The sequence below is a fragment of the Methyloligella solikamskensis genome, from assembly GCF_042676065.1.
Classification (GTDB): Bacteria; Pseudomonadota; Alphaproteobacteria; order Rhizobiales; family Methyloligellaceae; genus Methyloligella; species Methyloligella solikamskensis.
The window spans coordinates 1,420,531-1,443,961 of sequence record NZ_JBHTJO010000001.1 but is presented as its reverse complement, the minus strand read 5'-3'; the positions used below and the strand labels follow the sequence as shown (position 1 = coordinate 1,443,961).

Annotated in this window: 21 protein-coding genes and 1 tRNA gene; 7 read left to right on the top strand and 15 right to left on the bottom strand. The window is 63.8% G+C overall.

Annotated features, from left to right (window positions below; all coding sequences use genetic code 11):
* Positions 1-48 precede the first annotated feature (48 nt).
* Positions 49-654 (top strand): LOG family protein, encoded by a 606-nt coding sequence (locus tag ACFQ2F_RS07020; protein ID WP_379087737.1) that lies wholly within the window; start codon positions 49-51, stop codon positions 652-654.
* Positions 655-691: 37 nt separating this feature from the next.
* Here ACFQ2F_RS07020 and cimA read toward each other — a convergent pair whose 3' ends face one another.
* From cimA to ACFQ2F_RS06995, 5 genes are all read right to left on the bottom strand, one after another.
* Positions 692-2,293: a citramalate synthase gene (cimA, locus tag ACFQ2F_RS07015; protein ID WP_379087734.1), complete on the bottom strand. Its 1,602-nt coding sequence runs from the start codon at positions 2,291-2,293 to the stop codon at positions 692-694.
* Between the two features lie 2 nt (positions 2,294-2,295).
* Complete coding sequence (locus tag ACFQ2F_RS07010; protein WP_379087731.1) at positions 2,296-2,418, bottom strand: hypothetical protein; 123 nt, start codon at positions 2,416-2,418, stop codon at positions 2,296-2,298.
* A 43-nt stretch (positions 2,419-2,461) separates the two neighbouring features.
* On the bottom strand, positions 2,462-2,968 hold the full coding sequence (locus ACFQ2F_RS07005; protein ID WP_379087728.1) for a GNAT family N-acetyltransferase: 507 nt from the start codon (positions 2,966-2,968) through the stop codon (positions 2,462-2,464).
* Complete coding sequence (gene cysS / locus ACFQ2F_RS07000) at positions 2,965-4,341, bottom strand: cysteine--tRNA ligase (RefSeq protein ID WP_379087725.1); 1,377 nt, start codon at positions 4,339-4,341, stop codon at positions 2,965-2,967. Before cysS ends, ACFQ2F_RS07005 begins: the two co-directional genes overlap by 4 nt.
* Before the next feature lie 180 nt (positions 4,342-4,521).
* Entirely contained in the window at positions 4,522-5,103 is a 582-nt protein-coding gene (locus ACFQ2F_RS06995) for a GNAT family N-acetyltransferase (RefSeq protein WP_379087722.1), read from the bottom strand.
* Positions 5,104-5,268: 165 nt separating this feature from the next.
* On the opposite strand from ACFQ2F_RS06995, the gene ACFQ2F_RS06990 reads away from it, so the two are divergent.
* Positions 5,269-6,573, top strand: a complete 1,305-nt coding sequence (locus ACFQ2F_RS06990; RefSeq protein ID WP_379087719.1) for a DUF2865 domain-containing protein — start codon at positions 5,269-5,271, stop codon at positions 6,571-6,573.
* A 52-nt stretch (positions 6,574-6,625) separates the two neighbouring features.
* Here the strand turns inward: ACFQ2F_RS06990 and gltX are convergent, their stop codons facing one another.
* Genes gltX through ACFQ2F_RS06975 form a run of 3 tightly spaced genes read right to left on the bottom strand, consistent with a single transcriptional unit; the run spans position 6,626 to position 11,121 of the window.
* Positions 6,626-7,963, bottom strand: a complete 1,338-nt coding sequence (gene gltX / locus ACFQ2F_RS06985) for a glutamate--tRNA ligase (RefSeq protein WP_379087716.1) — start codon at positions 7,961-7,963, stop codon at positions 6,626-6,628.
* Between the two features lie 34 nt (positions 7,964-7,997).
* A complete protein-coding gene (locus ACFQ2F_RS06980; RefSeq protein WP_379087714.1) occupies positions 7,998-9,671 on the bottom strand; it encodes an NAD+ synthase in 1,674 nt (557 codons plus the stop codon).
* A 46-nt stretch (positions 9,672-9,717) separates the two neighbouring features.
* Positions 9,718-11,121: a class II 3-deoxy-7-phosphoheptulonate synthase gene (locus ACFQ2F_RS06975; RefSeq protein ID WP_379087711.1), complete on the bottom strand. Its 1,404-nt coding sequence runs from the start codon at positions 11,119-11,121 to the stop codon at positions 9,718-9,720.
* 129 nt (positions 11,122-11,250) lie between these two features.
* Between ACFQ2F_RS06975 and ACFQ2F_RS06970 the strand changes: the two genes are divergently transcribed.
* Both ACFQ2F_RS06970 and ACFQ2F_RS06965 read left to right on the top strand, forming a co-directional pair.
* On the top strand, positions 11,251-11,979 hold the full coding sequence (locus ACFQ2F_RS06970) for a VIT1/CCC1 transporter family protein (protein ID WP_379087708.1): 729 nt from the start codon (positions 11,251-11,253) through the stop codon (positions 11,977-11,979).
* 41 nt (positions 11,980-12,020) lie between these two features.
* Positions 12,021-13,163 (top strand): carboxylate-amine ligase, encoded by a 1,143-nt coding sequence (locus tag ACFQ2F_RS06965; RefSeq protein WP_379087705.1) that lies wholly within the window; start codon positions 12,021-12,023, stop codon positions 13,161-13,163.
* Here the strand turns inward: ACFQ2F_RS06965 and ACFQ2F_RS06960 are convergent.
* Genes ACFQ2F_RS06960 through ACFQ2F_RS06930 form a run of 7 tightly spaced genes read right to left on the bottom strand, consistent with a single transcriptional unit; the run spans position 13,160 to position 21,421 of the window.
* Positions 13,160-13,915 (bottom strand): SDR family NAD(P)-dependent oxidoreductase, encoded by a 756-nt coding sequence (locus ACFQ2F_RS06960; protein ID WP_379087702.1) that lies wholly within the window; start codon positions 13,913-13,915, stop codon positions 13,160-13,162. The two genes, ACFQ2F_RS06965 and ACFQ2F_RS06960, sit on opposite strands and share 4 nt — an antisense overlap.
* A complete protein-coding gene (gor, locus tag ACFQ2F_RS06955; protein ID WP_379087699.1) occupies positions 13,902-15,293 on the bottom strand; it encodes a glutathione-disulfide reductase in 1,392 nt (463 codons plus the stop codon). The genes ACFQ2F_RS06960 and gor overlap by 14 nt, the downstream gene beginning before the upstream one ends.
* A 1-nt stretch (position 15,294) precedes the next feature.
* Positions 15,295-15,756 carry a hypothetical protein gene (locus ACFQ2F_RS06950; protein ID WP_379087696.1) on the bottom strand — a complete coding sequence of 154 codons (462 nt, stop codon included), beginning with the start codon at positions 15,754-15,756 and terminating at the stop codon, positions 15,295-15,297.
* Positions 15,753-16,283: a DUF2059 domain-containing protein gene (locus ACFQ2F_RS06945; RefSeq protein WP_379087693.1), complete on the bottom strand. Its 531-nt coding sequence runs from the start codon at positions 16,281-16,283 to the stop codon at positions 15,753-15,755. The genes ACFQ2F_RS06950 and ACFQ2F_RS06945 overlap by 4 nt, the downstream gene beginning before the upstream one ends.
* Complete coding sequence (gene rpiA, locus ACFQ2F_RS06940; RefSeq protein WP_379090624.1) at positions 16,280-16,996, bottom strand: ribose-5-phosphate isomerase RpiA; 717 nt, start codon at positions 16,994-16,996, stop codon at positions 16,280-16,282. Before rpiA ends, ACFQ2F_RS06945 begins: the two co-directional genes overlap by 4 nt.
* Positions 16,997-17,055: 59 nt before the next feature.
* Positions 17,056-18,504, bottom strand: a complete 1,449-nt coding sequence (locus tag ACFQ2F_RS06935; protein WP_379087690.1) for an NAD-dependent succinate-semialdehyde dehydrogenase — start codon at positions 18,502-18,504, stop codon at positions 17,056-17,058.
* Between the two features lie 28 nt (positions 18,505-18,532).
* Complete coding sequence (locus tag ACFQ2F_RS06930) at positions 18,533-21,421, bottom strand: phosphoenolpyruvate carboxylase (protein WP_379087687.1); 2,889 nt, start codon at positions 21,419-21,421, stop codon at positions 18,533-18,535.
* A gap of 251 nt (positions 21,422-21,672) precedes the next feature.
* On the opposite strand from ACFQ2F_RS06930, the gene ACFQ2F_RS06925 reads away from it, so the two are divergent.
* From ACFQ2F_RS06925 to ACFQ2F_RS06915, 3 genes are all read left to right on the top strand, one after another.
* Positions 21,673-22,407: an HAD family hydrolase gene (locus ACFQ2F_RS06925; RefSeq protein WP_379087684.1), complete on the top strand. Its 735-nt coding sequence runs from the start codon at positions 21,673-21,675 to the stop codon at positions 22,405-22,407.
* Positions 22,408-22,512: 105 nt separating this feature from the next.
* On the top strand, positions 22,513-22,923 hold the full coding sequence (locus ACFQ2F_RS06920; RefSeq protein WP_379087681.1) for a hypothetical protein: 411 nt from the start codon (positions 22,513-22,515) through the stop codon (positions 22,921-22,923).
* Between the two features lie 114 nt (positions 22,924-23,037).
* Positions 23,038-23,113: transfer RNA gene (locus ACFQ2F_RS06915), tRNA-Val, on the top strand.
* Positions 23,114-23,431: the final 318 nt, after the last annotated feature.

The window sequence follows — 23,431 nt, the reverse complement described above, 5'->3', positions numbered from 1 at the left end:
GCGCCCATGTTGACGGCAGTGCGGCTCCAGTGCCAGATGGCGCCCGAGATGAGCGACCCTTCCTTGCAGAAAATTTGCGTCTATTGCGGCTCAGGCGCGGGCGGAAATCCGGCTTATGCCGAAGGCGCACGGCGGCTCGGCCAGATCTTCGCCGAGGCCGGTATCGGGCTGGTCTATGGCGGCGGCTGCATCGGCCTGATGGGTGAGATCGCCCGGTCGGTGCTGGAGCATGGCGGCCATGTCACCGGCATCATCCCGACCTTCCTCACCGAGCGGGAGGTCATGCTGAAGGATGTGCAGGAACTCATCGTCGTCGACGATATGCATCAGCGGAAGCACCTGATGTTCGACAAGTCGGACGCCTTCGTGGCCCTACCCGGCGGGCTCGGCACCTTGGAGGAGCTGGTGGAGCAACTCACCTGGTCCCAGCTCGGCCGCCACGAGAAGCCTATCGTCCTCGCCGATATCGAGAACTTCTGGAGCCCTCTGCTCGCCCTGTTCAAGCACATGCAGGAGGACGGCTTTATCCGTCAGGGGCTGGAGCTGAAGGTCGAGGTCGTGGACGATGTGGAGCGGATTTTGCCCACCATCCGGGCCAATCTGAAGCCGCGGCCGGAACGGGCCGAAGAAGCCGCCATCGACATCAAGTTTTGAACTGATTCCAGTCGGTTAGCCGCTCATCACGACACGACTAGTGGACCGTGGCGCCGTCCCGCAACAGCTTGTAATTGATGGAATCGAGCAGCGCCTCGAAAGACGCATCCACGATATTGGGCGACACGCCGACCGTGAACCAGCGGCGGCCCTGCCCGTCCCGGCTTTCGATCAGAACCCGGGTCACCGCATCGGTGCCACCGGTCAGGATACGCACCTTGTAGTCCACCAGGGTCAGATCCTCGATCAGGTTTTGGTAGGGCCCAAGATCCTTCCGCAGCGCATTGTCCAGCGCATGGACCGGACCGGTCCCCTCGCCCACCGAGGCGATCGTCTCGCCATCGACCCGCACTTTTACGGTGGCTTCGGACACCGTCACCAGCTGGCCCAGCGCATTGTGCCGGCGCTCGACCATCACGCGGAAGCTCTCCACGTCGAAGAAGTGGGGCACGTTGCCCAGATGGCGCCGAGCGAGCAGCTCGAACGAGGCGTCGGCCGCCTCGTAGGCGTAGCCCTTCGCCTCCTTCGTCTTCACCTCTTCCAGGAGACCGGCGACCCGCGGATCGTCCTTGGGCGTCTTGAAGCCGATGCGCTCCAGCTCCGCCAGGATGTTCGACCGGCCACCCTGATTGGAGACCAGGAGGCGGCGCTGGTTGCCGACGGATTCGGGCGGCACGTGTTCGTAGGTGCGCGGGTCCTTCTGGACCGCCGAGACGTGAATCCCGCCCTTATGGGCGAAGGCTGATTCGCCCACATAAGGCGCATGACGGTTGGGCGCTCGATTCAGAAGCTCGTCCAGCACACGCGACGTGTGGGTGAGATTGCGCAGATGCTCCGCCGTCAGCCCCGTCTCGAAGCTCTCCGCATAAGGCTGCTTAAGCATCAGGGTCGGGATGATGGAGACGAGATCAGCATTGCCGCAGCGCTCGCCGAGACCGTTCAGGGTGCCCTGGATCTGGCGCGCACCGGCCCGCACCGCGGCCAGGGAGTTCGCCACCCCATGGCCCGTATCGTCATGGGCATGGATGCCGACGTGATCGCCCGGGATGTGCTTCACCACCTCGGCCACGATCTCCTCGATCTCGCCAGGCAGCGTGCCGCCATTGGTGTCGCACAGCACGACCCAGCGGGCGCCGGCGTCGTAAGCCGCCTGGATGCAGGCCAGCGCGTAGTCCTTGTTGGCCTTGAAGCCGTCGAAGAAATGCTCCGCATCGAACAGCGCCTCCTTGCCGGAGGCCACCACCGCCTCGACGGACTCAGCGATGCCTTGCACGTTCTCTTCGCGGGGGATGCCGAGTGCCACATCCACATGGAAGTCCCACGCCTTGCCGACCAGGCAGACGCAATCGGCCTTGGCCTGGAGCAGCGCCTGGAAGCCCGGATCGTTGGAGAGCGAGCGGCCGGAGCGCTTGGTCATGCCGAAGGCGGCGCGCTTGGCATTGGGCAGCACCTCACCCGTCTCGAAATATTCCGTATCCGTCGGATTGGCGCCCGGATAGCCCGCTTCGACATAGTCGATGCCCAGAGCATCCAGCGCGCCCGCCATCAGCGCCTTGTCCTCGAGCGAGAAGTCGACACCTTGGGTCTGCGCGCCATCGCGCAACGTCGTGTCGTAGAGATAGAGCCGTTCTTTCGTCATCGTCACACCAAGCCGAAGAAGACGTGCCAGGCCACCAGCACGATGAACACAAGGATGAGCAGCTTGATGGCCAGATAGACCTTCCGGCTTCCCTTGAAAGGCACGTCTTTCAGAAACGGCTTCATCGAATCACTTTCTCAATTCACTCGCCCAACCACCTGAAATGACTCAGTGTACGCCTTCGTAGGCCGGAAGCTCCTTGCGCATCGTGGTAGTGGCGAGCCACTCGTCGGCGCGCTGCACCTGATTGCGCTGCTGAGCCTCATAGCCGCGCTTGGCGAAGAACCCGTAGGCCGTATCGCTAGCATCGACGCTAAGCGCCCCGGCTTTCCGCGATGATGCAAGCTTCTCCAGCGCATCCGCCAGCATCATGCCGGCGCCATATCCGGCCGCCGAGGGGTGCACGTAGAGGAAGCCGATCTTGTCGTCGGATTCCAGCGAGGCGAACCCGACCGGCGCGCCATTCAGCGTGGCAACGATGGTCACATGCCGGCTCAACAAAGTGGCAAATGCGGCTTCGTCCTCGGCCGACTTGATCCAAGCCTCCTGCTGCGCCTCGCTATAGTCGTCGCCCGTCAGCTCCATCACGCTCTCGCGGAAGATAGTGGCAAGCACCGCCACATCGCTGGGCAGCATTGGACGCAGGGCCAGCTCTCGGTTGACTTGAGCGCTCATCGGGCGAGCTCCCAATCGGTTTTGACCTCTCCGGTCTCCGGATCCTTGCGGTCCATGAGCACCACGCCCATTGCGACGAGCTCGTCGCGGATGCGGTCGGCTTCGGCAAAGTCCTTGGCCTGACGCGCGGCGGCGCGGCCAGCGACGAGAAGCTCTATCGCAGCCGCATCAACCTCCCCCGAAGCACTATCTGTGGCCTTGCGTTCCAACTGCAGTCGATCGCCAGAGAAGCCCATGAACTGAAGGGCCGCGAGCAGCGCCCCGCCCTGCTTCGCGTTGGCGAGCTTGTGCAGCTCGGCGATCGCCTTCGGCGTGTTGAGATCGTCGGACAGCGCATCGATTACCGCAGCCGGCGGCGTCTCATCAGCCGTCGCGCCTTCGACGACGCCGTACCAGTCCCAGAGGATCTTGTGAGACTCGTCCAGCCCCTTCAGGGTCCAGTCGAGCGGCTGGCGGTAATGGGTGCGCAGCATGTTGAAGCGCAGCGCTTCGCCCGGCCACGCATAGCCCTGCCAGCCTTCCAGCAGATCATGCACGGTGATGAAGTTGCCGAGGGACTTCGACATCTTCTCCCCCTCCACCTGGAGGTAGCCGTTATGGACCCAGTAGCGGGCCATGACGTCGTTGCCGTGGGCGCAGGTCGACTGGGCAATCTCGTTCTCGTGATGCGGGAAGCAGAGATCGATGCCACCGCCATGGATGTCGAACGTATCGCCGAGATGAGCCTCCGCCATAGCCGAGCACTCGATATGCCAGCCTGGCCGCCCGCGGCCCCACGGGCTGTCCCAACCGGGATCCTTCGCCTCGCTCGGCTTCCAGAGCACGAAATCCATCGGGTCTTTCTTGTAGGGCGCGACCTCGACCCGGGCGCCCGCCATCATCTCGTCGGTGGACCGGCCTGAGAGCTTCCCGTAATCGGCGTCCTTCGGCACGTTGAACAGCACATGGCCTTCCGCCTCGTAGGCGAAGCCTTGCGCGACCAAACGCTCGATCATGGAGATCATCCGATCGATATGCTCCGTCGCCCGCGGCTCCACCGTGGGCGGAAGCGCGCCGAGCGCCGCCATGTCGGCGTGATACTGGTCAGCCGTGCGCTTGGTGAGATCGTCGATCTCGACACCCTCTTCCGCGGCGCGGGCCATGATCTTGTCGTCCACATCGGTGATGTTGCGGACATATTTCACGTGGCTCTCGCCGTAGAGATGGCGCAGCAGCCGGTAGAGCACATCGAAGACGATCACGGGCCGCGCATTGCCGATATGGGCATAGTCATAGACCGTCGGCCCGCAGACATACATGCGCACATCGGACGGATCCAATGGCTCAAATGTCTGCTTCTTCCGCGTCAGCGTATTGGTCAGCGAAAGCGTCAAAGCGATAGCCCTTCCATAGCCGTTTTAGCCCGGCGGGCGTTCGCTACTACGATTTTCTGGAGTGAAGGCGTGAACGACCGCGGGCTGGATGTTTAGCCCGTAATAATGCAGCAGCAATCAATAAGGATCGGTTGCGTTCCGGTGTTCATGAGAGGTTTATGGTCCTTCGGCCGCCCAGCGTCAAGGCGCGCTGCTCCCGCGCCGCTGCGCCTCGTACTCGGAAGCCAGGATACTCATGAGGATGTCGTCGGTGCGTTCCCCGTCCACGAAGACCGCTTCCCGCAAGCGCCCCTCTTCTTTGAATCCGCAGGCCCGGTAGCAGCGCATCGCACGCTCGTTATAGGCGATCACCCGCAAGCCGACGCGGTGGAGACGGAGCTGCTCGAAGCAATAGGCGAGCACGAGAGCGACGACACGCCGGCCTAGCCCCTTCCCCAGCTTCTCATAATCGTAAAAGCCGCACGCGAGCCGCGCATCGCCATCGGTCAGGTCGACATTGTTGAGGAAGGCCTCGCCCAGGAACTGGTCCTCATGTTCGACGACCCACCCGTAGGGGTTGGCCGCCAGGCGCTCGGCCCAGCGCCGCGCTTCCGCCTCCGTCAGCGGTTTCTGCGCGTCCTCACTCTGTACGGCGAACATCCGCGCGATCTCGGGCACCCGGCCGAGTTCGAGCCGGCGGCGCCAGTCCCCCTCTTCGGCGGGGCGAAGCAGGAGGTCGTTATCCTGCAGGCGCGGGGCGGGATTCGGCGTGGGGACAGACATCACTGCGCTCCGTATAACCGCCTCCCCCTGGAAAACGTAGGCGTCCCAATCCTTATTCGTGCCGCATTGACCCCGAAAGCTACGCCTGCTTAATGTTCGCATGCCCAAAGCGCCCGAAGAAGCGTTAGAATACGGGCGCTTGGCTGCTTCGACATGTGGAATTCCGTGAGCGCTTCTCGCTTTTTTCATCGTGGCCTGGCCGCGGGACGTAAGGTTTTTTCCAGCCTGAACGGTCCCCGCGCCGCCCTGCTCGCCTTCACCGGCGTCACCCTCGCCGGTGCGGGGGTGGTCGCGGTTGCCCAGCCCATGAACGATCATGAGCTTCGCTGCATGCAGCTTCAGCAGGAGCTGCAAAGCGCCAGGACCGGCGGCGGCGGCCGCGGAGAGCTGCCGCGCCTCGACCAGGAAATCGCCAGCCTCCAGCGCGTCTATCGCGGCACCGAATCGGCCATGGAGAATTCCGGCTGCTTCGAGAACTTCTTCATTTTCGGCCGCGGCGTGGTGCGTTCGCCCCGCTGCCTGAGCATGAACGACCGGCTGGAGGATTCCCGCCGCCGCCTGAAACAGCTTCAGGACCGCCGCAAGGCCATCGCGTCCGGCCGCGGCGATCAGCGCCTTATCCGCGATCTGGAAGATGCGCTGGCCCGCAACGGCTGCGGTGGCCAGCAAGCCGACCGCCGCGGCGGATTGTTCGACTGGTTCGGCGGACGCGACCGCGACGATTACGGCGGACCGCCCATCTCGCGCCAGATCCTGTCCAACGTCCCCTACCGGACGGTCTGCGTCAGGCTCTGTGACGGGTTCTATTATCCGATCAACTACTCGGTCTATTCGAGCAGCTTCAGCCACGACGCCAATCAGTGCCAGCAGAACTGCGCAGCACCGGCCGAGCTCTATGTCTATCAGAACCCCGGCCAGGAGATTGAGCAGGCGATCTCCCTGAACGGCCAGCCCTATGTCGATCTACCCGTCGCGTTCAAATACCGGCAGGAATACGTGAAGGGCTGCTCCTGCAAGGAAGCGGAATACAATCCAACGGATATCGAGGCGGCGAACCAGAAGGCCGAAGGCGAGGCGGTCGATGGCGACACCACGACCGTGGCCGCGCCCGCGGGCGGCGCGCCTTCAGATGGCGCACCAGCCAACGGAGCGCCTGCCGACGTCCAGCCGTTCGGCGACGAGAACGCGCCGAACGCCGAGGAGCTAAACTTCGAGTTCGACGACGGCATGGGCGGCAATGCCATGGAGCCCAGCCTGCCGCCGGAGAACGGCGGACAGAACGCCGGCGGTGAGAACCTTTCGCCCGGCGCCGAAGAGGCCGAAGCGATCCTGAACGAAGGTGGCAATTGGGATCCCGTGGGGCCGCAGGAGCTGCAGCCGCAAAGCAACGAGCCGCAGCAGATCCAGCCCCAGCTGCAACCGCAAGGCCAGCCTCAGGGCCAAAGCTCGACAATCAACAAAACGCAGTAGGTCTGTGCGCCGAGGCGCTTGAGACAGAGGCTCGCTTCCTAAGAGGCTGTCTTTAGGCGCGCTCGCCGTTCAGCCGCGCCGTCGCCCGCGTCTTCCCGATCAGCACCAGAAGCGGCTTCAACTCCGGCCCGTGATCGCGCCCCGTGAGCGCCAGACGGATGGGCAGGAACAGCGCCTTGCCCTTGGCGCCGGTCTCGTTCTTCACGGCACTCAGCCATTCGCCGAGCGCCTCTTCGTCCCAGGGCTCGTCCGGCAGAAGCTTCGCCGCCGTCTGGCAGAGCGCGGCATCGGCCATCTCCGGATCGATCGGCTCGCTCACCATCCGCCACCAATCGGCAGCGTCGGGCAGCACTTCGAGATTGCCGCGAATGGTCGTCCAGAACGCTTCACCGCCCGAAACGCCAAGCGCGTCTAGCCGGTCAGCCACAGTTTCGTAAGGAAGCTCGTGAAGCAGCGCGGCGTTGAGATTGCGCAGCTCCGCCGGATCGAACCGCGCTGGCGCCCGCGAGATCTTCTCAAGCGAAAAGACGTCAGCCAACGATGTCAGATCCGAATAAACGGCAACGGATTCCGCCGTGCCGATCAGCGTCGCGTAGCTGGTAACGGAAGCGGGTTCCAGCCCGTCCTCCCGCAGGCCCTGGATGGATAGCGAGCCCAGCCGCTTGGAGAGCGCCTCCCCTTCCGCGCCGACCAGAAGATTGTGATGGCCAAAGCGCGGCGGTGCCTCGCCGAGTGCCTCGAAGATCTGGATCTGGGCTGCGGTATTGGCGACGTGATCCTCGCCGCGAATCACATGGGTCACGCCGAAATCGACGTCATCGACGACGCTGGGCAGCGTGTAGAGATAGCTGCCGTCTTCCCGCACCAGGACCGGATCGGACAGGGAGGCCGCATCGATCTCCTGGGTCCCGCGCACCAGATCGTCCCAGGAGACGACCCGCTCCTCCAGCTTGAAACGCCAATGGGGCTTGCGGCCTTCTGCTTCCAGCGCGGCCTTGTCCTCATCCGTCAGCTTCAGCGCCGTGCGGTCGTAGACCGGGGGCTTCCCTTGGGCGCGCTGACGCTTGCGCTTGAGCTCCAGCTCTTCCGGCGTGTCGTAGGCGGGATAGAGCCGGCCCGAAGCCTTCAGCTCTTCGACCACCCGGTCGTAATGCTCCAGCCGGTCCGACTGGCGGGCGAACTCGTCCCATTCCAGGCCGAGCCAGCGAAGATCCTCCTCGATCCCTGTCGCGAACTCCGCCGTGGAGCGGGCGAGATCCGTATCGTCCAGCCGCAGCAAAAACCGGCCGTCCTGCTTCTTGGCGAACAGCCAATTGAACAGGGCCGTGCGGATATTGCCGACATGCAGCCGCCCCGTGGGGCTCGGCGCGAAACGGACGGTGACAGTCATGGGGTCACGTATAACGAAAAGATGTGATGGTTTCTCACAGCTCCTCGCGGAACTTGTTGGTGATCGGGTAGCGGCGGTCGCGGCCGAAATTCTTCGCCGTCAGCTTAACGCCGGGCGCCGCCTGCCGCCGCTTATACTCTGCCAGATGGAGCATCCGCTCCACCTTCTTCACCAGGGCCGGCTCGTGGCCCCGCGCGACGATCTCCTTCAGCGGCATCTCCTGCTCCACGAGACACTCTAGGATATCGTCCAGCACCTCGTAATCGGGCAGCGTATCCTGATCGCGCTGATCGGCCTTCAGCTCCGCCGTCGGCGGCTTGGTGATGATCCGTTCCGGAATCACCTCACCTTCCGGCCCGAGGCAACCCTTTGGCCGCTCACGATTGCGGTAGCGGGCGAGCGCGAAGACCTCCGTCTTGTAGAGATCCTTGATCGGGTTGAAGCCGCCATTCATGTCGCCGTAAAGAGTGGCGTAGCCCACCGAGACTTCCGACTTGTTGCCCGTGGTCACCACCATCGGGCCGAACTTGTTGGAGATCGCCATGAGTAGCGTACCCCGCGCCCGGCTCTGGAGATTCTCTTCCGTGATATCCGGCTCGGTATCCTTGAAGAGCGGCTCCAGCGCTTTCGTCATCCCGTCGACCGCGTCATGGATCGGCAGAATGTCGTAGCGAAGCCCCAGCGCATCGGCGCAGGCCTTGGCGTCCTCCAGGCTTTCGGAGCTGGTGTAGGTATAGGGCAGCATCACGCAATGGACCTTGTCGGCGCCCAGCGCATCGACCGCCATGGCCGCCGAGATCGCCGAGTCGATACCGCCCGAAAGACCGAGAACGACGCCGGGAAAGCCGTTCTTCCCAACGTAATCCCGCAGGCCCGTGACGCAGGCGATGTATTTGGCCGTCTCGCCTTCGGCGAGAACCGCCCGCTCCCCCTGCTCGCAAACCCAGGCCTCGCCGTCGCGTTTCCAGCGCGTGACCGTGCAGGCTTCTTCCCAATCGGGCATCTGCACCGCAAGGCTGCTATCGGCGTTGAGTACGAAGGAGGCGCCGTCGAAGACCAGCTCGTCCTGGCCGCCCACCTGATTGAGATAGGCCAGTGGCAGGCCGTTCTCTGCGATCCGCGCCGCGGCCACCTGGATGCGCTGATCGTGCTTGCCGGCCCAATAGGGCGAGCCGTTCGGCACGATGAAGAGCTCCGCGCCGGTCTCCGCAAGCGTCTCGCAGACATCTTCGCTCCAGATGTCCTCGCAGATCGGAACGCCGAGGCGAAGGCCGCGGAAATTGATCGGTCCCGGCAGCGGGCCTTCGGCAAAGACGCGCTTCTCGTCGAACACGCCGTAATTGGGGAGATTGCACTTGAAGCGGACCGTCTCGACCTTGCCGTTATCGAGCAAGGCCATGGCGTTGTAGACGAGGCCCTTCTCTTCCCACGGTAAGCCGATCAGCAGCGCAGGCCCGTCATCCTCGGTCTCCTTGGCCAGCGCCTCACAGGCGACCCGTGCCGCTTCCTGCAGCGCAGGCTTCAGCACGAGATCTTCCAGCGGATAGCCGGTCAGGAACAGCTCGGAGAACACGACCAGATCGGCGCCCTGCTCCGCCGCATCTGCGCGGAACTCCCGGATCTTGGCGAGATTGCCTGGGATGTCGCCGAGCACGGGATTTCCCTGTGCCAGCGCCAGAGCAAAGCTGTCCTTGATGGCCTCGGGCATTCGAACTCAGCCGCGTGTCAGATGTGCGATCGAAGAGGCAGGATACCTACTCGCCGGCCGCAAGCGAAACCTCCGGGGGCTCCGGCTTCACGCCACGCTCTTCCAGCTCCCGCTTCAGCCGCTCCGCCACGATGAAGGCGAGCTCCAGCGACTGATCGGCATTGAGCCGCGGATCGCAATGGGTGTGATACCGGTCCGACAGGTCCGCATCGGTGATCGCCTTGCGGCCGCCGACGCATTCGGTGACGTTCCGCCCGGTCATCTCCACATGGATGCCGCCCGCGTGCGTGCCTTCGGCGCGGTGGATATCGAAGAAGCTCTCCACCTCGCTCAGGATGCGGTCGAAGGGCCGGGTCTTGTAGCCGCTGCCCGCCTTGATCGTGTTGCCGTGCATCGGATCGCAGACCCAGGCCACGGTGCGGCCTTCGCGCTCCACCGCGCGGATCAGCTCCGGCAGATGCTTCTCCACCTCGTCGGCACCGAAGCGGCAGATCAGGGTCAGCCGGCCCGCCTCGTCCGTCGGGTTCAGCTGATCGATCAGGCCGAGCAGCTGATCCGGCGTCAGGGTCGGTCCACATTTCAGGCCGATCGGATTCCGGATGCCGCGCATGTATTCGATATGCGCATTGTCCGGCTGGCGCGTGCGGTCGCCGATCCACAGGAAGTGGCCCGACGTCGCGTACCATTCGCCGGAGGTGGAATCGATCCGGGTCAGCGCCTCCTCGTAGCCGAGCAGCAGCGCTTCGTGGCTCGTATAGAGATTGGTCCGCCGCAGCTGCGGCGTGTTCTCAGGCGTGAGCCCCGTCGCCCGCATGAAGCGCAAGCTACCGGTGATCTGCTCGGCCAGCTCGTGATAGCGGTGCCCGGCAGGGCTGCCTTCCACGAAGCCGAGATTCCAGCGATGCACATGCTCCAGATTTGCGTAACCGCCCTGGGCAAAAGCACGCAGCAGGTTCAGCGTCGCTGCCGACTGGCGGTAGGCCATGAGCTGCCGCATCGGGTCGGGCGTGCGCGCCTCTTCGGTGAACTCGGTCGCGTTGATGATGTCGCCGCGATAGGACGGCAGCGTCACGCCGTTCTGCGTCTCGGTGTCGGACGAGCGCGGCTTGGCGAACTGGCCTGCAATCCGGCCGAGCTTCACCACCGGGCAACCGCCCGCGTAAGTGAGCACCACCGCCATCTGCAGGAAGACGCGGAAGAAGTCGCGGATCGTGTCGGCGCCATGCTCGGCGAAGCTTTCGGCGCAATCGCCGCCCTGCATGAGGAAGGCCTCACCCTTGGCCACACGCGCAAGCTCGGCCTTCAGCTCCCGCGCCTCGCCTGCAAAAACCAGCGGCGGAAAGCTCGCAAGCTGCTGCTCCACATCCTGGAGTGCTGCAAGGTCTGGATAGACCGGCACCTGCTCGATTTCCTTCGAGCGCCAGCTCTCGGGGCTCCAACGCGACTGCATCTTCGAAAACTCCTTCTTAAGTCCCCGCTATATAGGGGATTGTGAAGGCCAAGGCTAGGCGAAGCGCAATTGCGCTGCCAAGTTCGACCGTGCACAAGGAAAGCCTAAGAAGCCCCTAGGATTCCTTCAATGATTGCCGAAAAGCTCGAGCACAGCCACGACCCCAAAGCCATCGCGGCCAGGCTGAAGCGGGGGCCCCGGGCCAGCTACCTCCGCGACCTGGTCTATGGCGGCATCGACGGGGCGGTCACCACCTTCGCCATCATGGCCGGCGTGGTCGGAGCGGAGCTCTCCGCCGGCGTCGTCCTGGTGCTGGGCATCGCCAACCTCTTGGCCGACGGTTTCTCCATGGCGGCCGGCAACTATTCCAGCACCCAGACCGAGATCGACGAATACCGCTTCACCCGCCAAATGGAGGAGCGCCATGTCCGCGTGGCCCCTGAAGGCGAGCGCGAGGAACTGCGTCAGATCCTGAGCAATATGGGTTTTCAAGACGAAGAGCTTCACCATGCCGTGGAGACCATCGCCAATCAGCGTGAGCGCTGGATCGACATCATGATGACCGAAGAGCACGGCCTGCCGCCCATCACCCGCTCTCCCATCAAGGCGGCGGCCTTCACCTTTCTCGCCTTCGTGGTCTGCGGCAGCGTGCCGATCATTCCCTTTGCGCTTCCCGGTGGCGCACAGACCCTCGTCGCAACCATAATGACCGGGGTTGTGTTCTTCTCCATCGGCTCGCTGCGCAGCCGCTGGTCGCCGACGCCCTGGTGGCGTGCCGGCCTGGAGACCTTCGCCGTCGGCATGCTGGCCGCCAGTGTGGCCTTCGTTGTCGGCTATCTGCTGCGGGGCCTCGCCTAAAGCCTGGTCGGAAGGGAAAGAACGAGGAGGAGAGAAACGCTTTGCAGAAACCGAGCTTCACCATCGGCATCGAAGAGGAATATCTCCTCGTCAATCCCGAAACCCGCGACCTGGAACCCTCTCCGCCGCCTGAGCTTCTCGAAAAATGCGAAGAGGCGCTGGGCAATCATGTGAGCCCGGAGCTGCTGCGGGCTCAGATCGAGGTCGCGACCCCCGTCTGCAGTTCCATGCAGGAAGCGCGAGACGAAGTGGCCCGGCTCCGCCGCACCGTGGCGGGGATCGCCGACGAATTCGGCCTGGGCCTCATCGCGGCCTCCACCCATCCCTTCGCCGAGTGGGAACAGCAGAAAACCACCGAGAAGGAACGCTATCTCAGCCTCGCCGACGATCTGCAGCAGATCGCCCATCGCATGCTCACCTGCGGCATGCATGTCCATATCGGCATGGAGGACGAGGAGCTTCGCGTCGACCTGATGAATCAGGCGGCCTATTTCCTGCCCCACCTCCTGGCGCTCTCCACCTCGTCGCCCTTCTGGGAAGGTCGCTCCACCGGCCTCAAATCCTATCGGCTTTCAGTGATGGACGAGCTGCCACGCACCGGCGTGCCTCAACAGTTCTCAAGCTGGGGCGAATACAAGCGCACCGTGGATGTGCTGGTGAATGCCGGCCTGATCGAGGACGCCAGCAAGATCTGGTGGGACCTCCGCCCAAGCGCCCGCTTTCCGACTCTGGAGATGCGCATCACCGATATCTGCCCTCTTGCTGAGGACTCTATCTGCATCGCCGCGATCTTCGCCTGCGTCTGCCGCATGCTCTACCGCCTGCGCCGCCAGAATCAGCGCTGGCGCAGCTATCCGCCCGTGCTGATCCGCGAGAACCGCTGGCGCGCCCAGCGTTACGGCACTGAAGAAGGCCTGGTCGATTTCGGCAAGGGGTGCCTGGTCCCCTTCGCCGAGCTAATCGAAGAGCTGCTGGAGCTGATTCGGGAAGACGCCGAGGAGCTTGGCTGCGCTTCCGAGATCAAGCATGTCCGCACGATCATGGAGCGCGGCACGGGCGCGGACCGTCAGCTTGAGCGCTTCATTGCTTTGAAAGAGGCCGGCGCCGGCGAAAGAGAAGCCCTGCAAGGGGTCGTCGATCTGATCAGGGATGAGACGGTGTCGTTCCCAGAAAGCTGGGGCTAGAGCGTCACCGCCATGCCGCCGTCGACGGAAAGCCCGGCGCCGGTGATATAGGCCGCCTCGTCGGAGGCCAGGAACAGCGCCGCATTCGCCACATCCTGAGCCGCGCCGAAGCGCTTCAGCGGCGTCTGGCCGAGCAGCAGCTTGGAGATCAGCGGGTTGCCGGTGAACCGGCCGATCATCTCCGTGTCGATATAGCCCGGCGCCAAGTGGTTCACCCGGATGCCGTAGGGCGCGTACTCCACCGCAAGGCTGCGGGTAAGCGCGGAGATCGCCCCCTTGCTCGCCGAATAGGCCGACATCTGCCGCGTATGTTTGTTGGCCATGAGCGACGAGATGTTGATCACCGAGGCCTTGCCCGACTTGCGCAGGAGATCGAAGGCCTCGCGGGCGCAGCGCACCGTGCCGTCAACATTCACCTGCCACACCCGGTCCCAGGCCTCGTCGTCCAGATGGCGAAAATCGGAGCGCTCGCCGATGCCAGCATTGTTGACCAGAATATCGAGACGCCCATAGACCTCGGCGACCTTGTCCATCAGCGCCTTCACCTGGGCGATGTCGGCCACGTCGGTCGGCTGCGCCAGCGCAGCACCATTCTTGGTGACGATGGCCGCCGCCGCCGCCTCGCCCTCCTCGGCATTGCGGTCGGCGATGACGACTTCGGCGCCCTCGCGCGCGAAGGTCTCCGCAATCGCCTTGCCGATGCCCGCCGCGCCCCCGGTGATGAGGGCGACCTTGTCCTCAAGCCGCCGCATCGGAGCCAGCCACCTCTCGCGGAGGCTCGTATTTTTGACGGAGCGTCACGAGCTCTTCAGCCGCCGTCGGATGAAGCGCCATGGTGAGATCGAAATCGGCCTTGGTGAGCCCCTTCGTGACGGCGATGGCGGCGGTCTGGACGATCTCCGCCGCGTCGGGCCCCAGCACATGGCAACCCACGACCTTGTCGGATTCCGCATCCACGATCAGCTTCACCACCATCTTCTCGTCGCCCTTCGGCAGGGAATATTTCATCGGCCGGAACGACGTCTTGAACACATCGATCTGGCAGCGTTCCCGCGCATCTTCCTCGGTGCATCCAACCATCGCCGCTTCCGGCGTGGTGAACACCGCGGTTGGGACGTTCAAGTAATCCACGGCCGTGGGATTGTCGCAATAGACCGTATCCACGAAGGCTGTGGCCTCGCGAATGGCGACAGGCGTGAGGTTGACCCGGTCCGTGACATCGCCCACAGCATAGATGCTGTCGACGGAGGTCTTGGAATATTCGTCGACCACCACATGGCCGTTCCAGCCGAGCTCGACGCCGGCTTTCTGAAGCCCCAGCCCTTCCGTATTGGGCGCGCGGCCCGTCGCGGCCATGACCGTCTCTACCTTCATGCTGTCGCCGGTGGTGAGCTGCAGGCGGACGCCGCCGTCCTCTTTCTCGATTTCCGTGATGTTGGTCTCCACCCGGATGTCGATCCCCTGCTTACGCAGGGACTCCGCCAGGATATCGCGCAGCTCGTTATCGAACCCGCGCAGGATCTGATCGCCGCGATAGATCACCGTCACCTTGACGCCCAACGCACTGAAGATGGCGGCAAACTCCAGCCCGATATACCCGGCCCCCAGGATCGCCATGCTCTCAGGCAGCGCCTCCAGCTTGAAGCAATCGTCGGAGCTGATGAAATGCTCCTTGCCCGGAATATCGGGAAACACGGGATGGCCGCCAGTGGCGACCAGAATGCGCTCCGCCGTCACCGGCTCATCCCGGTCCGCGAGCTTGACCGTGTGGGGATCTTCGACCGTGGCGCGGGTGAGCATGGTGGTCACGCCAGCCTGCTCCAGGATGCGGGTATAGACGCCGTTCAGTCGGTCCACTTCCGCCGCGACATTGCCGATCAGCGTTGGCCAGTCGAAGGAAATGTCGCCGATGGTCCAGCCGAAGGCCGGCGCATCTTCCAGCTCTTTCGTGTAGCGGGACCCGTAGACCAGAAGCTTTTTCGGCACACAACCGCGGATCACGCAGGTGCCGCCGGCGCGGTACTCCTCGGAAATCGCGACCTTCGCGCCGTAGGCGGAGGCCATGCGCGCAGCACGCACGCCGCCGGACCCTGCCCCGATGACAAACAGGTCGTAATCGTACTCCGCCAAACTAATCCTCCTCGCTCGAATCCTGACCGGGTTCGGCGACCAGATGCACGACGTCGGCGGGGCTCATGACCCAGAAACCGCGGAAGTCCTTGGGCAGCGGCTCGATATTGTCGCAGCGGGTCACCCCCGCCGCTTCCAGCGCTGCGTCGGCCTTCTCCGCATCCTTGGCCACGATCTCCATCCAGAGCTCCGAGCGCGACACCGTCTCCGACCGATCCAGCCAAAGCCGGATCGGCCCGTATTCCACGACCGGCACGCCGTCGGCCATCATCTTGACCGGAAGCCCTAGCGTATCGCGATAGAACTGCAAGGTCGCCTCGAACTGATGGGCAGGCAGTTTGAGCGCCATGTTGCGCCCACCCTTGAAGAGATCGGGATCGCCGTCGCCGCCCTCCCGGGGCATGGATTTGGCGCGCTTCCGCCCGCCCAGGATTCCGAAGAAGCTTCGCTTCGCAGCGCTCATTCAGGGCTCTCCACCGGTTGTTCCCGTGCGCTCAGCTCGTCCACCAGCGCGCGGTAGATTTCGCCGCCGATCACCACGCCGCGCAGGCGGCTGATCTCAGCCATCTCCCTGCCGATCTCCTCGTTCTGCGCCTGCAGCTTCTGGCCGGCGGGCGAGGCGTTGAACTCCTTGTGGAAGTCCACCATGGTCTGGAGTTCGTCGGCCGTGAAGCGCTTCGTGTAGACCGCCACGACCTGGTCGTTCATCTCGTCGACCTCGTCTTCGAATTTCGGCGCCACGGCCTCGGCCGCATCCTCCACATCGAGCTTGCTCTCCGGACGCTGCCGGATGATCTGAGAGCCGACCGCCATGGCGATGGCCTCGGCGCTGGCAAGCTGATGGGTGAGCTCCAGATATTCCCGCGCCAGAGCGGCTTTCTCGTCGCTTGCGCCGTCGCCGGCATCTTGCGCGAACGCAGGAGAGCCGCCGACCGAGAGCATCCCCAGGGCAAGCATGAGGACCAGGATTTTTCGGGTCATATTGATCATAGTTTTTCCTCCCAAGTGGCTGAACGCAAAACCTTTAGCCCCTCCTGCCCCGCAACGATCGCGGCATCCGCTATTCCCAGAAACAACCCGACCTCCACGACGCCCGGCAAACGCTTGATCGCGAAATGCAGGACCTCGGGTTCGGGGATGCTGCCGAAATGGCAGTCGAGAATGAGATTGTTCTGATCGGTGTAGAACGGCTCGCCGCCCTTGCCGATCCGCAGCTTGATCTCGCCTTCGCACCCAGCCTCGCTGGCCATGCCCTGGATCAGCGCCTGGGTGGCGCGCAAGCCCACCGGCACGACCTCGACCGGCAACGGAAAGGCGCCGAGCTGCTCGACTTCCTTGGTATCGTCGGCGATCACCACCATGGATTTTGAGGCGGTCGCGACGATCTTCTCGATCAGCAGCGCGCCGCCGCCGCCCTTGATGAGGCGGAGCTGGTCGTCCAGCTCGTCGGCGCCGTCGACGGTCAGATCGAGTTGTGGAATTTCATCCAGGGTGGAGAGCGGGATACCCAGGCTCTCGGCGAGCTCGCGGGTCTCTTCGGAGGTCGGCACGCAGAGCACGTTGAGGCCCTCAGCGACACGTGCGCCAAGCCCTTTGACGAAATGCGCCGCCGTGGAGCCGGTGCCGAGCCCGAGCCGCATGCCGTCGCGCACCAGCTCAAGCGCCCGAAGAGCCGCCTTTTCCTTCAGTTGGTCCGCCGTCAGCACCGCATTCCCCGTGGCTGGGTCTTCGATATCTGCGTCGGCAGACTAGCCGCCGACTCTTAGCTCTCCAACCCGCCCATAAGGATGTATTTCATCTCGACGAACTCGTCGATCCCATGATGCGAGCCTTCCCGGCCGATCCCCGATTCCTTGACGCCGCCGAAGGGCACCGTCTCGCTGGAGGTCAGCCCTTCGTTGACGCCCACGATGCCGGCCTCCAGCGCTTCGGAGACCCGGAAGGCGCGGGCCAGATCGCGGGTGAAGAAATATGAGGCCAAGCCATAGGGCGTGTCATTGGCGATTCGGATTGCTTCTTCTTCCTCGGTGAAGCGGAAGAGCGCGGCAACGGGGCCGAAGGTCTCCTCGTTGGCGAGCAGCATCTCCGTGGTCGCCCCCGTCAGCACCGTCGGCTCGAAGAACGTGCCGCCGAGCTGACTGCGCTTGCCGCCGGTCTTGATCTCCGCGCCCTTCTCAACCGCATCGGCCACATGGGTCTCGACCTTCTTGAGCCCGGCTTCGTTGATCAGCGGGCCCTGGTCGACACCGTCTTGCGTTCCCTCGCCCAGTTTGAATTTCTCGACCTCTTCGGCGAGCCGCTCGGCGAAGCGGTCGTAGATGCCGTCCTGCACGAGGAGGCGATTGGCGCAGACGCAAGTCTGGCCCATGTTGCGGAACTTCGAGGCGAGCGCGCCGGCCACGGCCCGCTCCAGATCGGCATCGTCGAACACGATCAAGGGTGCGTTGCCGCCGAGCTCCAGGCTCATCTTCTTCACCGTCCGGGCGGACTGCTCCATGAGCAGCTTTCCCACCTCGGTGGAGCCGGTGAAGGTGATCATCCGCACGGTCGGGTTCGAGGTCAGCTCCCCGCCGATTGCCTTCGGATCACCCGTCACGATGTTGAGCACGCCAGGCGGCACGCCGGCGCGGATCGCAAGCTCCATCAATGCAAGCGCCGAAAGCGGCGTATCTTCAGCAGGCTTGCAGACCACCGTGCAGCCGGCAGCCAGCGCCGGCGAAACCTTCCGGGTGATCATGGCGAGCGGGAAATTCCACGGCGTGATGGCGCCGACCACCCCGATGGGCTGGCGCTCCACCAGAACCCGCGCGCCCTGCTTGGGCGTAGGGATGATCTCGCCATAGACCCGCTTCGCCTCCTCGGCGAACAGCTCGGTGAAGGAGGCGGCGTAGCCGACCTCGCCCCTGGCTTCGGAGAGGGGCTTGCCCTGCTCCGCCGTCATGATCGCCGCCAGGTCTTCCTGGTGGGTCATCTGCAGATCGAACCAGCGCCGCAGGATCTGCGCCCGTTCCTTGGCGAGCATGCCCCGCCAGGCCGGCAAGGCCGCATCCGCCGCCTCGATGGCCTGCTTGGTTTCCGCCGCGCCGAGTTTGGGGACCTTGGCGATCACCGCCCCGTTAGCCGGGTTGGTGACTTCCATGGTGGGGGTTCCGCACCAGGAGTCCCCGATGCGGCACTGCTCCTTGAGCAGCTCGTGATCTTGCAGCTTCATAACGTCTCGATCCTAGTGGTGCTTCACATCAACCGTATGCGCCGAAATGGTGGGTCACGCCCACGCCGATCTCCAGCACGACCCGATAGGTCTCGACAATCGGATCAATCAGCGCACGGTTGATCTCCGCATAGTCGCTGCCTTCGTAGCCGGTATATGTGGCAGGCTCGTCGAGCGTATACTCCGTCACCTCCGGCACGTCTTTCGGAAACGCTTCGCGCAGCAGCTGCACCGCTTCTTCCACCCGGAGCGACAGGATAAGGCCGATGATCTGATCGCGGGCGATGTCGTTTCGCGTGGAGAAGCGCGGGACCCGCGCCGCCAGCAGGAAGATGTGCTGGATCAGCGCCAGCCGGACCGCCTGCAGCACGTCGAGCTCCAGCCGTCCGTCTTCCCAGTTCGGCCGGGACTCGAGATTCACGTCGTCGAACGTGTCGTCGAGATAGATGGCGTCCTTCCGCAGGAAGCTCGCCAGATGCATCATCGCGTCGTGACGCCGGTCGTCGCGCAGGAGATCCGCCAGATAGAGGCAGGCCTCCTTCACATGCAGCTCCTGGTGACCGTAAGGCCGCGTCACCCAGAAGGCATCGTCGAACACCGACGAATAGGCCACCAGGGTCTTGATGCTGGAAAGCTTCTTGGCGTGGCCGACCATGGCGATCAGCTGCTGCATGCGCGGCGACTGTCGATAGATCTGCACGAAGCGGTCGGGCTCGTGACGCATGGCGGTCGCAACACCGTTGACCACGTTGAGCGCCATGCCAAACTGCTGCAGCAGCGAGTTGTGGGGAATCGCCCGGACCTCGGAGGCCGGATTACGCGCACCCTTCGCCGCATCGTATTGCCGCTTCGTCTTCCGCGAGCCCGGCTTCACCAGGAAGTTGGTGCCGAAGGCCGCCAGCGAATGGCGGTAGTTCTCGTCGTCATAGACGCGGATCTGATACTGCCGCACGCCCTCGTAGAAATCCCGGATGAAATCGGAATCCGAATAGAACTTGTCGTCGGCAACCGGCGCCGCCTCGCTCGGCGCGATCATGGCATGGGCCAGCACCCGGAAAGCGAGATCCGGCGTGCCGAACAGCACGAAGCCGTCGCCGCCCTGGAAGCTCGATTCGTGGTGCAGGCCGAGCCCGTGGGACTCCACCTTCTGCTGCGCCCAGGGCGACAGCGTGTAGAGGAAGCGATCGGTCAGGCTGCGCGGATGACCGCCACGGCCCATGGATTCGCCATGAGTGTCGAAGATCAGGAACTCGATCTTGCCGAGTCCCGCATTGGCGACCACGTCGGCGACCTGGCCTTGCAGGCGCTCGATGGCGATGCCGGCCGGAATCTGCCCCATGAAGCGGCCTGAATCTGAGAAGCCGTTCTGCACGGCGAGCCGCCCCCGGGTCTTGATCTCCTGGCGGTAGCTATCGGTCTCAAGCAGGGACTCGATGATGCGCGCCCCGTGCTCGAACGCATCCACCGTCTCGAAGAGCGGTGAGATGTCGAGCATGCCGTCGACGCCGAACAGCTTGGCGAAATAGAGCGCTGCCAGAACGGTAAAGGGCGATTCCGTCTCCGCGATCAGCAGACGGATCGGCGCATCCGGATCCACATGCTTGAGGATCTGGGCCGCCACGATGAACTGGCGCACAGCGGTCGCCCGCTCAACGAACAGCGTGCCGAAATTGACCTGCTCCTCCTCCGCATCCTGAACCATCCGATCCAGCCGGCCGAGCAGCACATGGCTCGTCACATCGACATTGCCTTCAAGCCCCATGGGCTTACGGATGGCGTTGTGAAGCTGCTGGGCGTTGAGGCGCAGATGGATGCGCGCCGTGCCGAGACCGCACCCCACGATCTGCGCCCGCAGGCGGACCAGCTTCTGCTGGATATCGTCGTCGGTCTCCTTGTCGATGGCACGGGTCAGCCAGCGGTCAGCCCGCGCAATGACGCTCTTGCGGGAGCGCGCCGAACGCTTGGTCAGCTCGTTCGCCGCCTTGGTCAGCTGCGCCGGATCGTCGAGATCGCGATTGAACAGCTCCACCTGACGGTCGACCGCCTTTAGCTCCTTCTCGAATACGCGGAGGAGCTTCATGAGCTCCTTGCAGGCTTCTGATTCCGCATCGAGCTCCGATCCGATCGCCTTGATCCAGTCGATATCGCGGCCGATCTGGATGCGCTTCTCGTCGAGACGGATGCGCAAGCAGTCGTACCACTGGATGTCGGTCCGCCCGTCGAGGTCGTAGCCGACCCAGCTGTTCAGCTGGATGGGCCGCGGCCGCATCTTGTGCCACTCGTTCGGATAGAGCTCCCGCGCCACGGACAGGATGATGTCGATCAGGCGGCCAGAGGCTTCCTGGGCGTTTTCCAGCACCTTCTGAACCTGCTCGTGCTCCATGCTCAGGCTGATGTCCGGCTCCGGCGCGTGCCGGAACGGCTTCATCGCCTCGCGCAAGCCCGGATCGTCGAACGACTCCGTGTCGATCATCTGCACCAGGATCTCGCGCAAGCCGTAGGGGATGGCGAAGGTGGGGTGCGCGGTGAAGACGATTCCGTCCCGCGGCGTCTCCCACCGGTTCCGGAACTTGGCGAAGGAAATCTGCTCGCCCTTCTTGAAGGCGGACTCGTAGATCTGCTTGCGCAGAATCTCCGAGAGCTGGTCGACCTTCTTGTCGCCCAGATAGCGGACCGTGTTCTTCGCACGGCCCACAAGTGCCCGGTCGCTCAGCTCCTTTGCGACCGCTTCCATGTCTTCGCGGGTCAGGTCGCCGCTTTCCAGCGCACGGGACAGATCCAGCGCAAGCTGTTTGACGGGATTGGATTGCGGCTCGAACGGCACCCGGTCGCGGTACTCCCGCATCCGGTCGCTCCAGCGCCCAATCAGAGAATCTCGGTCTTCGGTTTCCGACGCGACGGCCGCTACGCTTGTCATCAGATGATACTACCTCTCGCGGTCTTAGAGCCGCACACGCACCCCAAGACGCAAAGACGCCCCCAGGAAGTTTTGAAGAAACGGATGGGTCGTGCGAATAAACGCCATTGGCCGCAATCTCTAGACTGACCCCTGAAGCCCTGCAAGGGTGGGAAAAAGCCCGGACCAGGCCTGCCTTCTATTTGAGCAAGCAGGCGCGATCGGCGCCACGGGCCAGAAACAACAGTTTTTCGTTAGAAGATGAGGCCCTCTTGAGTTCCTCCCCCCTCGCCGGAACCACCATCGTTTTCGACCTCGACGGCACCCTGGTCGACACCGCGCCCGATCTCACCAACGCCCTGAACCGGGCGCTTCAGGCCTGCGGCTTCCCTGCCGTCCAGGGCGAGGCGGTACGGGCGTCGGTCGCTTTTGGGGCGCGCGCCATGATCGCCGAAGGGCTGCACCAGGTGGATGCGCCGAACGAGCACCGCACTGAAGACCGGATCGACGCGATGCTGGCGGATTTCCTCGACCACTACGAAACGAATATCGCTGTGGAGAGCGTCCCCTTCCCCGGCATGCTTGAGACTTTGGACGAGCTGCAGACCGCCGGCGCGATCCTTGCCGTCTGCACCAACAAGCGAGAGCAGCTGGCGCTGCAGCTTCTGCGCAGCCTGGAGATGGCGGACCGGTTCGCGAGCATTGCCGGTCGGGACACCTTCGCCGCATCGAAGCCCGATCCGCTGCATCTGACCGAAACCATCGCCGCGGCAGGCGGCGATCCGCAGCGCGCCGTGATGATCGGCGACAGCGACGTGGACATCCGCACCGCGAAAGCCGCCGGCATCCCGGCCATCGGCGTGCGGTTCGGCTATGGACCGGCGGACTCCCTGGCCGCCACGGCCCCGGAAGCGCTGATCGACGGCTATGCCGATCTGCTGCCCGTTCTGCACCAGCTCCTGACCTCCGAAGACCCGGTCAATCCGCCCTTCGGCACTCCGTCATGAAGCCGTAAATTTGCCGCAGTTGAAATCAACCTCACCGCTGCTGCGGAATAACCAATCGGTCCTGGCCGGAAGACGCGCCGGACCGCTGCTTTGGAGTATCGAGGGATGACACGGTTTTCGCTGACCATGGTTGGTCTTGTGCTTTTGCTCGCCGGCGCCGCCCAGGCTCAGGACAGCATGGAGATGCCCGGCATGACGATGCCTGGGGAGTCCGGCGACATGCCCCAGGGCGAGATGATGGACGACGGGTCCATGGAGGACGGGTCGACGGACGGCGGCATGATGGAAGACGGCATGAACGGTGAGATGGGGATGGAGCAGCTGGAAGATCCCTGCACCCAGCAGGTCACCGAGACGGAGAACGCCCTCGCCGACGTCATGCAGAGCGGCACTTTGAGCGAAGCGACCACCGACCGGGTCTATGAGCTTCTCGATCGTGCCGATGCCGAATGCGCCGATGGCGATACGGCCGCCGCCGACGCTACCCTTGCGGAAGCCCGCGCTGCGGTCCAATAGCGGAAGCTCAATAGCGAAAAAAGCAGGCCTGGCGGAGAAAGCCTCAGCAATTCTCTCAGCCCCTGCTTGACTTGGGTGAGCCTCGCTCGCTAAATCCGCACATCCAAGACCCGAGGGCGGTTAGCTCAGCTGGTAGAGCACTGTGTTCACATCGCAGGGGTCACTGGTTCAAGTCCAGTACCGCCCACCATTCCACCCACAATCCGATTAAGCCCGAACCGTGTCCCCTACCTGATAGGTGGCCGGCTCGTGCTGCGCGATCGCCAATTAGCTTTTATCTAAAATTTTCAGCAGCTTAACTGAAAAGCTAAATCAAACTGGATGAAAGCAACGATCCCTTAACGAGTTAGGCAGACCCTAGCTTCGCACCGAGGGGTTGAAATAAGCGCAAGGCCACACGCCACACAAGAACTGCGCGACCACGCCCGTGCCAATAGAGCGCGATTGGGAGGCACCACGAAGTGCACGCATCTGCGTATTCGGATGCGATTGAGTAGGGCGTAAGAGG

Excerpts from the sequence above, each read along its gene's own strand:
- ACFQ2F_RS06995 (WP_379087722.1), bottom strand. The coding sequence starts at position 5,103 with ATGTCTGTCCCCACGCCGAATCCCGCCCCGCGCCTGCAGGATAACGAC.
- ACFQ2F_RS07020 (WP_379087737.1), top strand. The coding sequence starts at position 49 with ATGAGCGACCCTTCCTTGCAGAAAATTTGCGTCTATTGCGGCTCAGGC.
- ACFQ2F_RS06930 (WP_379087687.1), bottom strand. The coding sequence starts at position 21,421 with ATGACAAGCGTAGCGGCCGTCGCGTCGGAAACCGAAGACCGAGATTCT.
- ACFQ2F_RS06920 (WP_379087681.1), top strand. The coding sequence starts at position 22,513 with ATGACACGGTTTTCGCTGACCATGGTTGGTCTTGTGCTTTTGCTCGCC.
- ACFQ2F_RS06935 (WP_379087690.1), bottom strand. The coding sequence starts at position 18,504 with ATGAAGCTGCAAGATCACGAGCTGCTCAAGGAGCAGTGCCGCATCGGG.
- ACFQ2F_RS06980 (WP_379087714.1), bottom strand. The coding sequence starts at position 9,671 with ATGCCCGAGGCCATCAAGGACAGCTTTGCTCTGGCGCTGGCACAGGGA.
- gltX (WP_379087716.1), bottom strand. The coding sequence starts at position 7,963 with ATGACTGTCACCGTCCGTTTCGCGCCGAGCCCCACGGGGCGGCTGCAT.
- ACFQ2F_RS06950 (WP_379087696.1), bottom strand. The coding sequence starts at position 15,756 with ATGAGCGCTGCGAAGCGAAGCTTCTTCGGAATCCTGGGCGGGCGGAAG.
- ACFQ2F_RS07005 (WP_379087728.1), bottom strand. The coding sequence starts at position 2,968 with ATGAGCGCTCAAGTCAACCGAGAGCTGGCCCTGCGTCCAATGCTGCCC.
- ACFQ2F_RS07010 (WP_379087731.1), bottom strand. The coding sequence starts at position 2,418 with ATGAAGCCGTTTCTGAAAGACGTGCCTTTCAAGGGAAGCCGGAAGGTC.
- ACFQ2F_RS06945 (WP_379087693.1), bottom strand. The coding sequence starts at position 16,283 with ATGATCAATATGACCCGAAAAATCCTGGTCCTCATGCTTGCCCTGGGG.
- ACFQ2F_RS06975 (WP_379087711.1), bottom strand. The coding sequence starts at position 11,121 with ATGCAGTCGCGTTGGAGCCCCGAGAGCTGGCGCTCGAAGGAAATCGAG.
- cimA (WP_379087734.1), bottom strand. The coding sequence starts at position 2,293 with ATGACGAAAGAACGGCTCTATCTCTACGACACGACGTTGCGCGATGGC.
- ACFQ2F_RS06960 (WP_379087702.1), bottom strand. The coding sequence starts at position 13,915 with ATGCGGCGGCTTGAGGACAAGGTCGCCCTCATCACCGGGGGCGCGGCG.
- ACFQ2F_RS06970 (WP_379087708.1), top strand. The coding sequence starts at position 11,251 with ATGATTGCCGAAAAGCTCGAGCACAGCCACGACCCCAAAGCCATCGCG.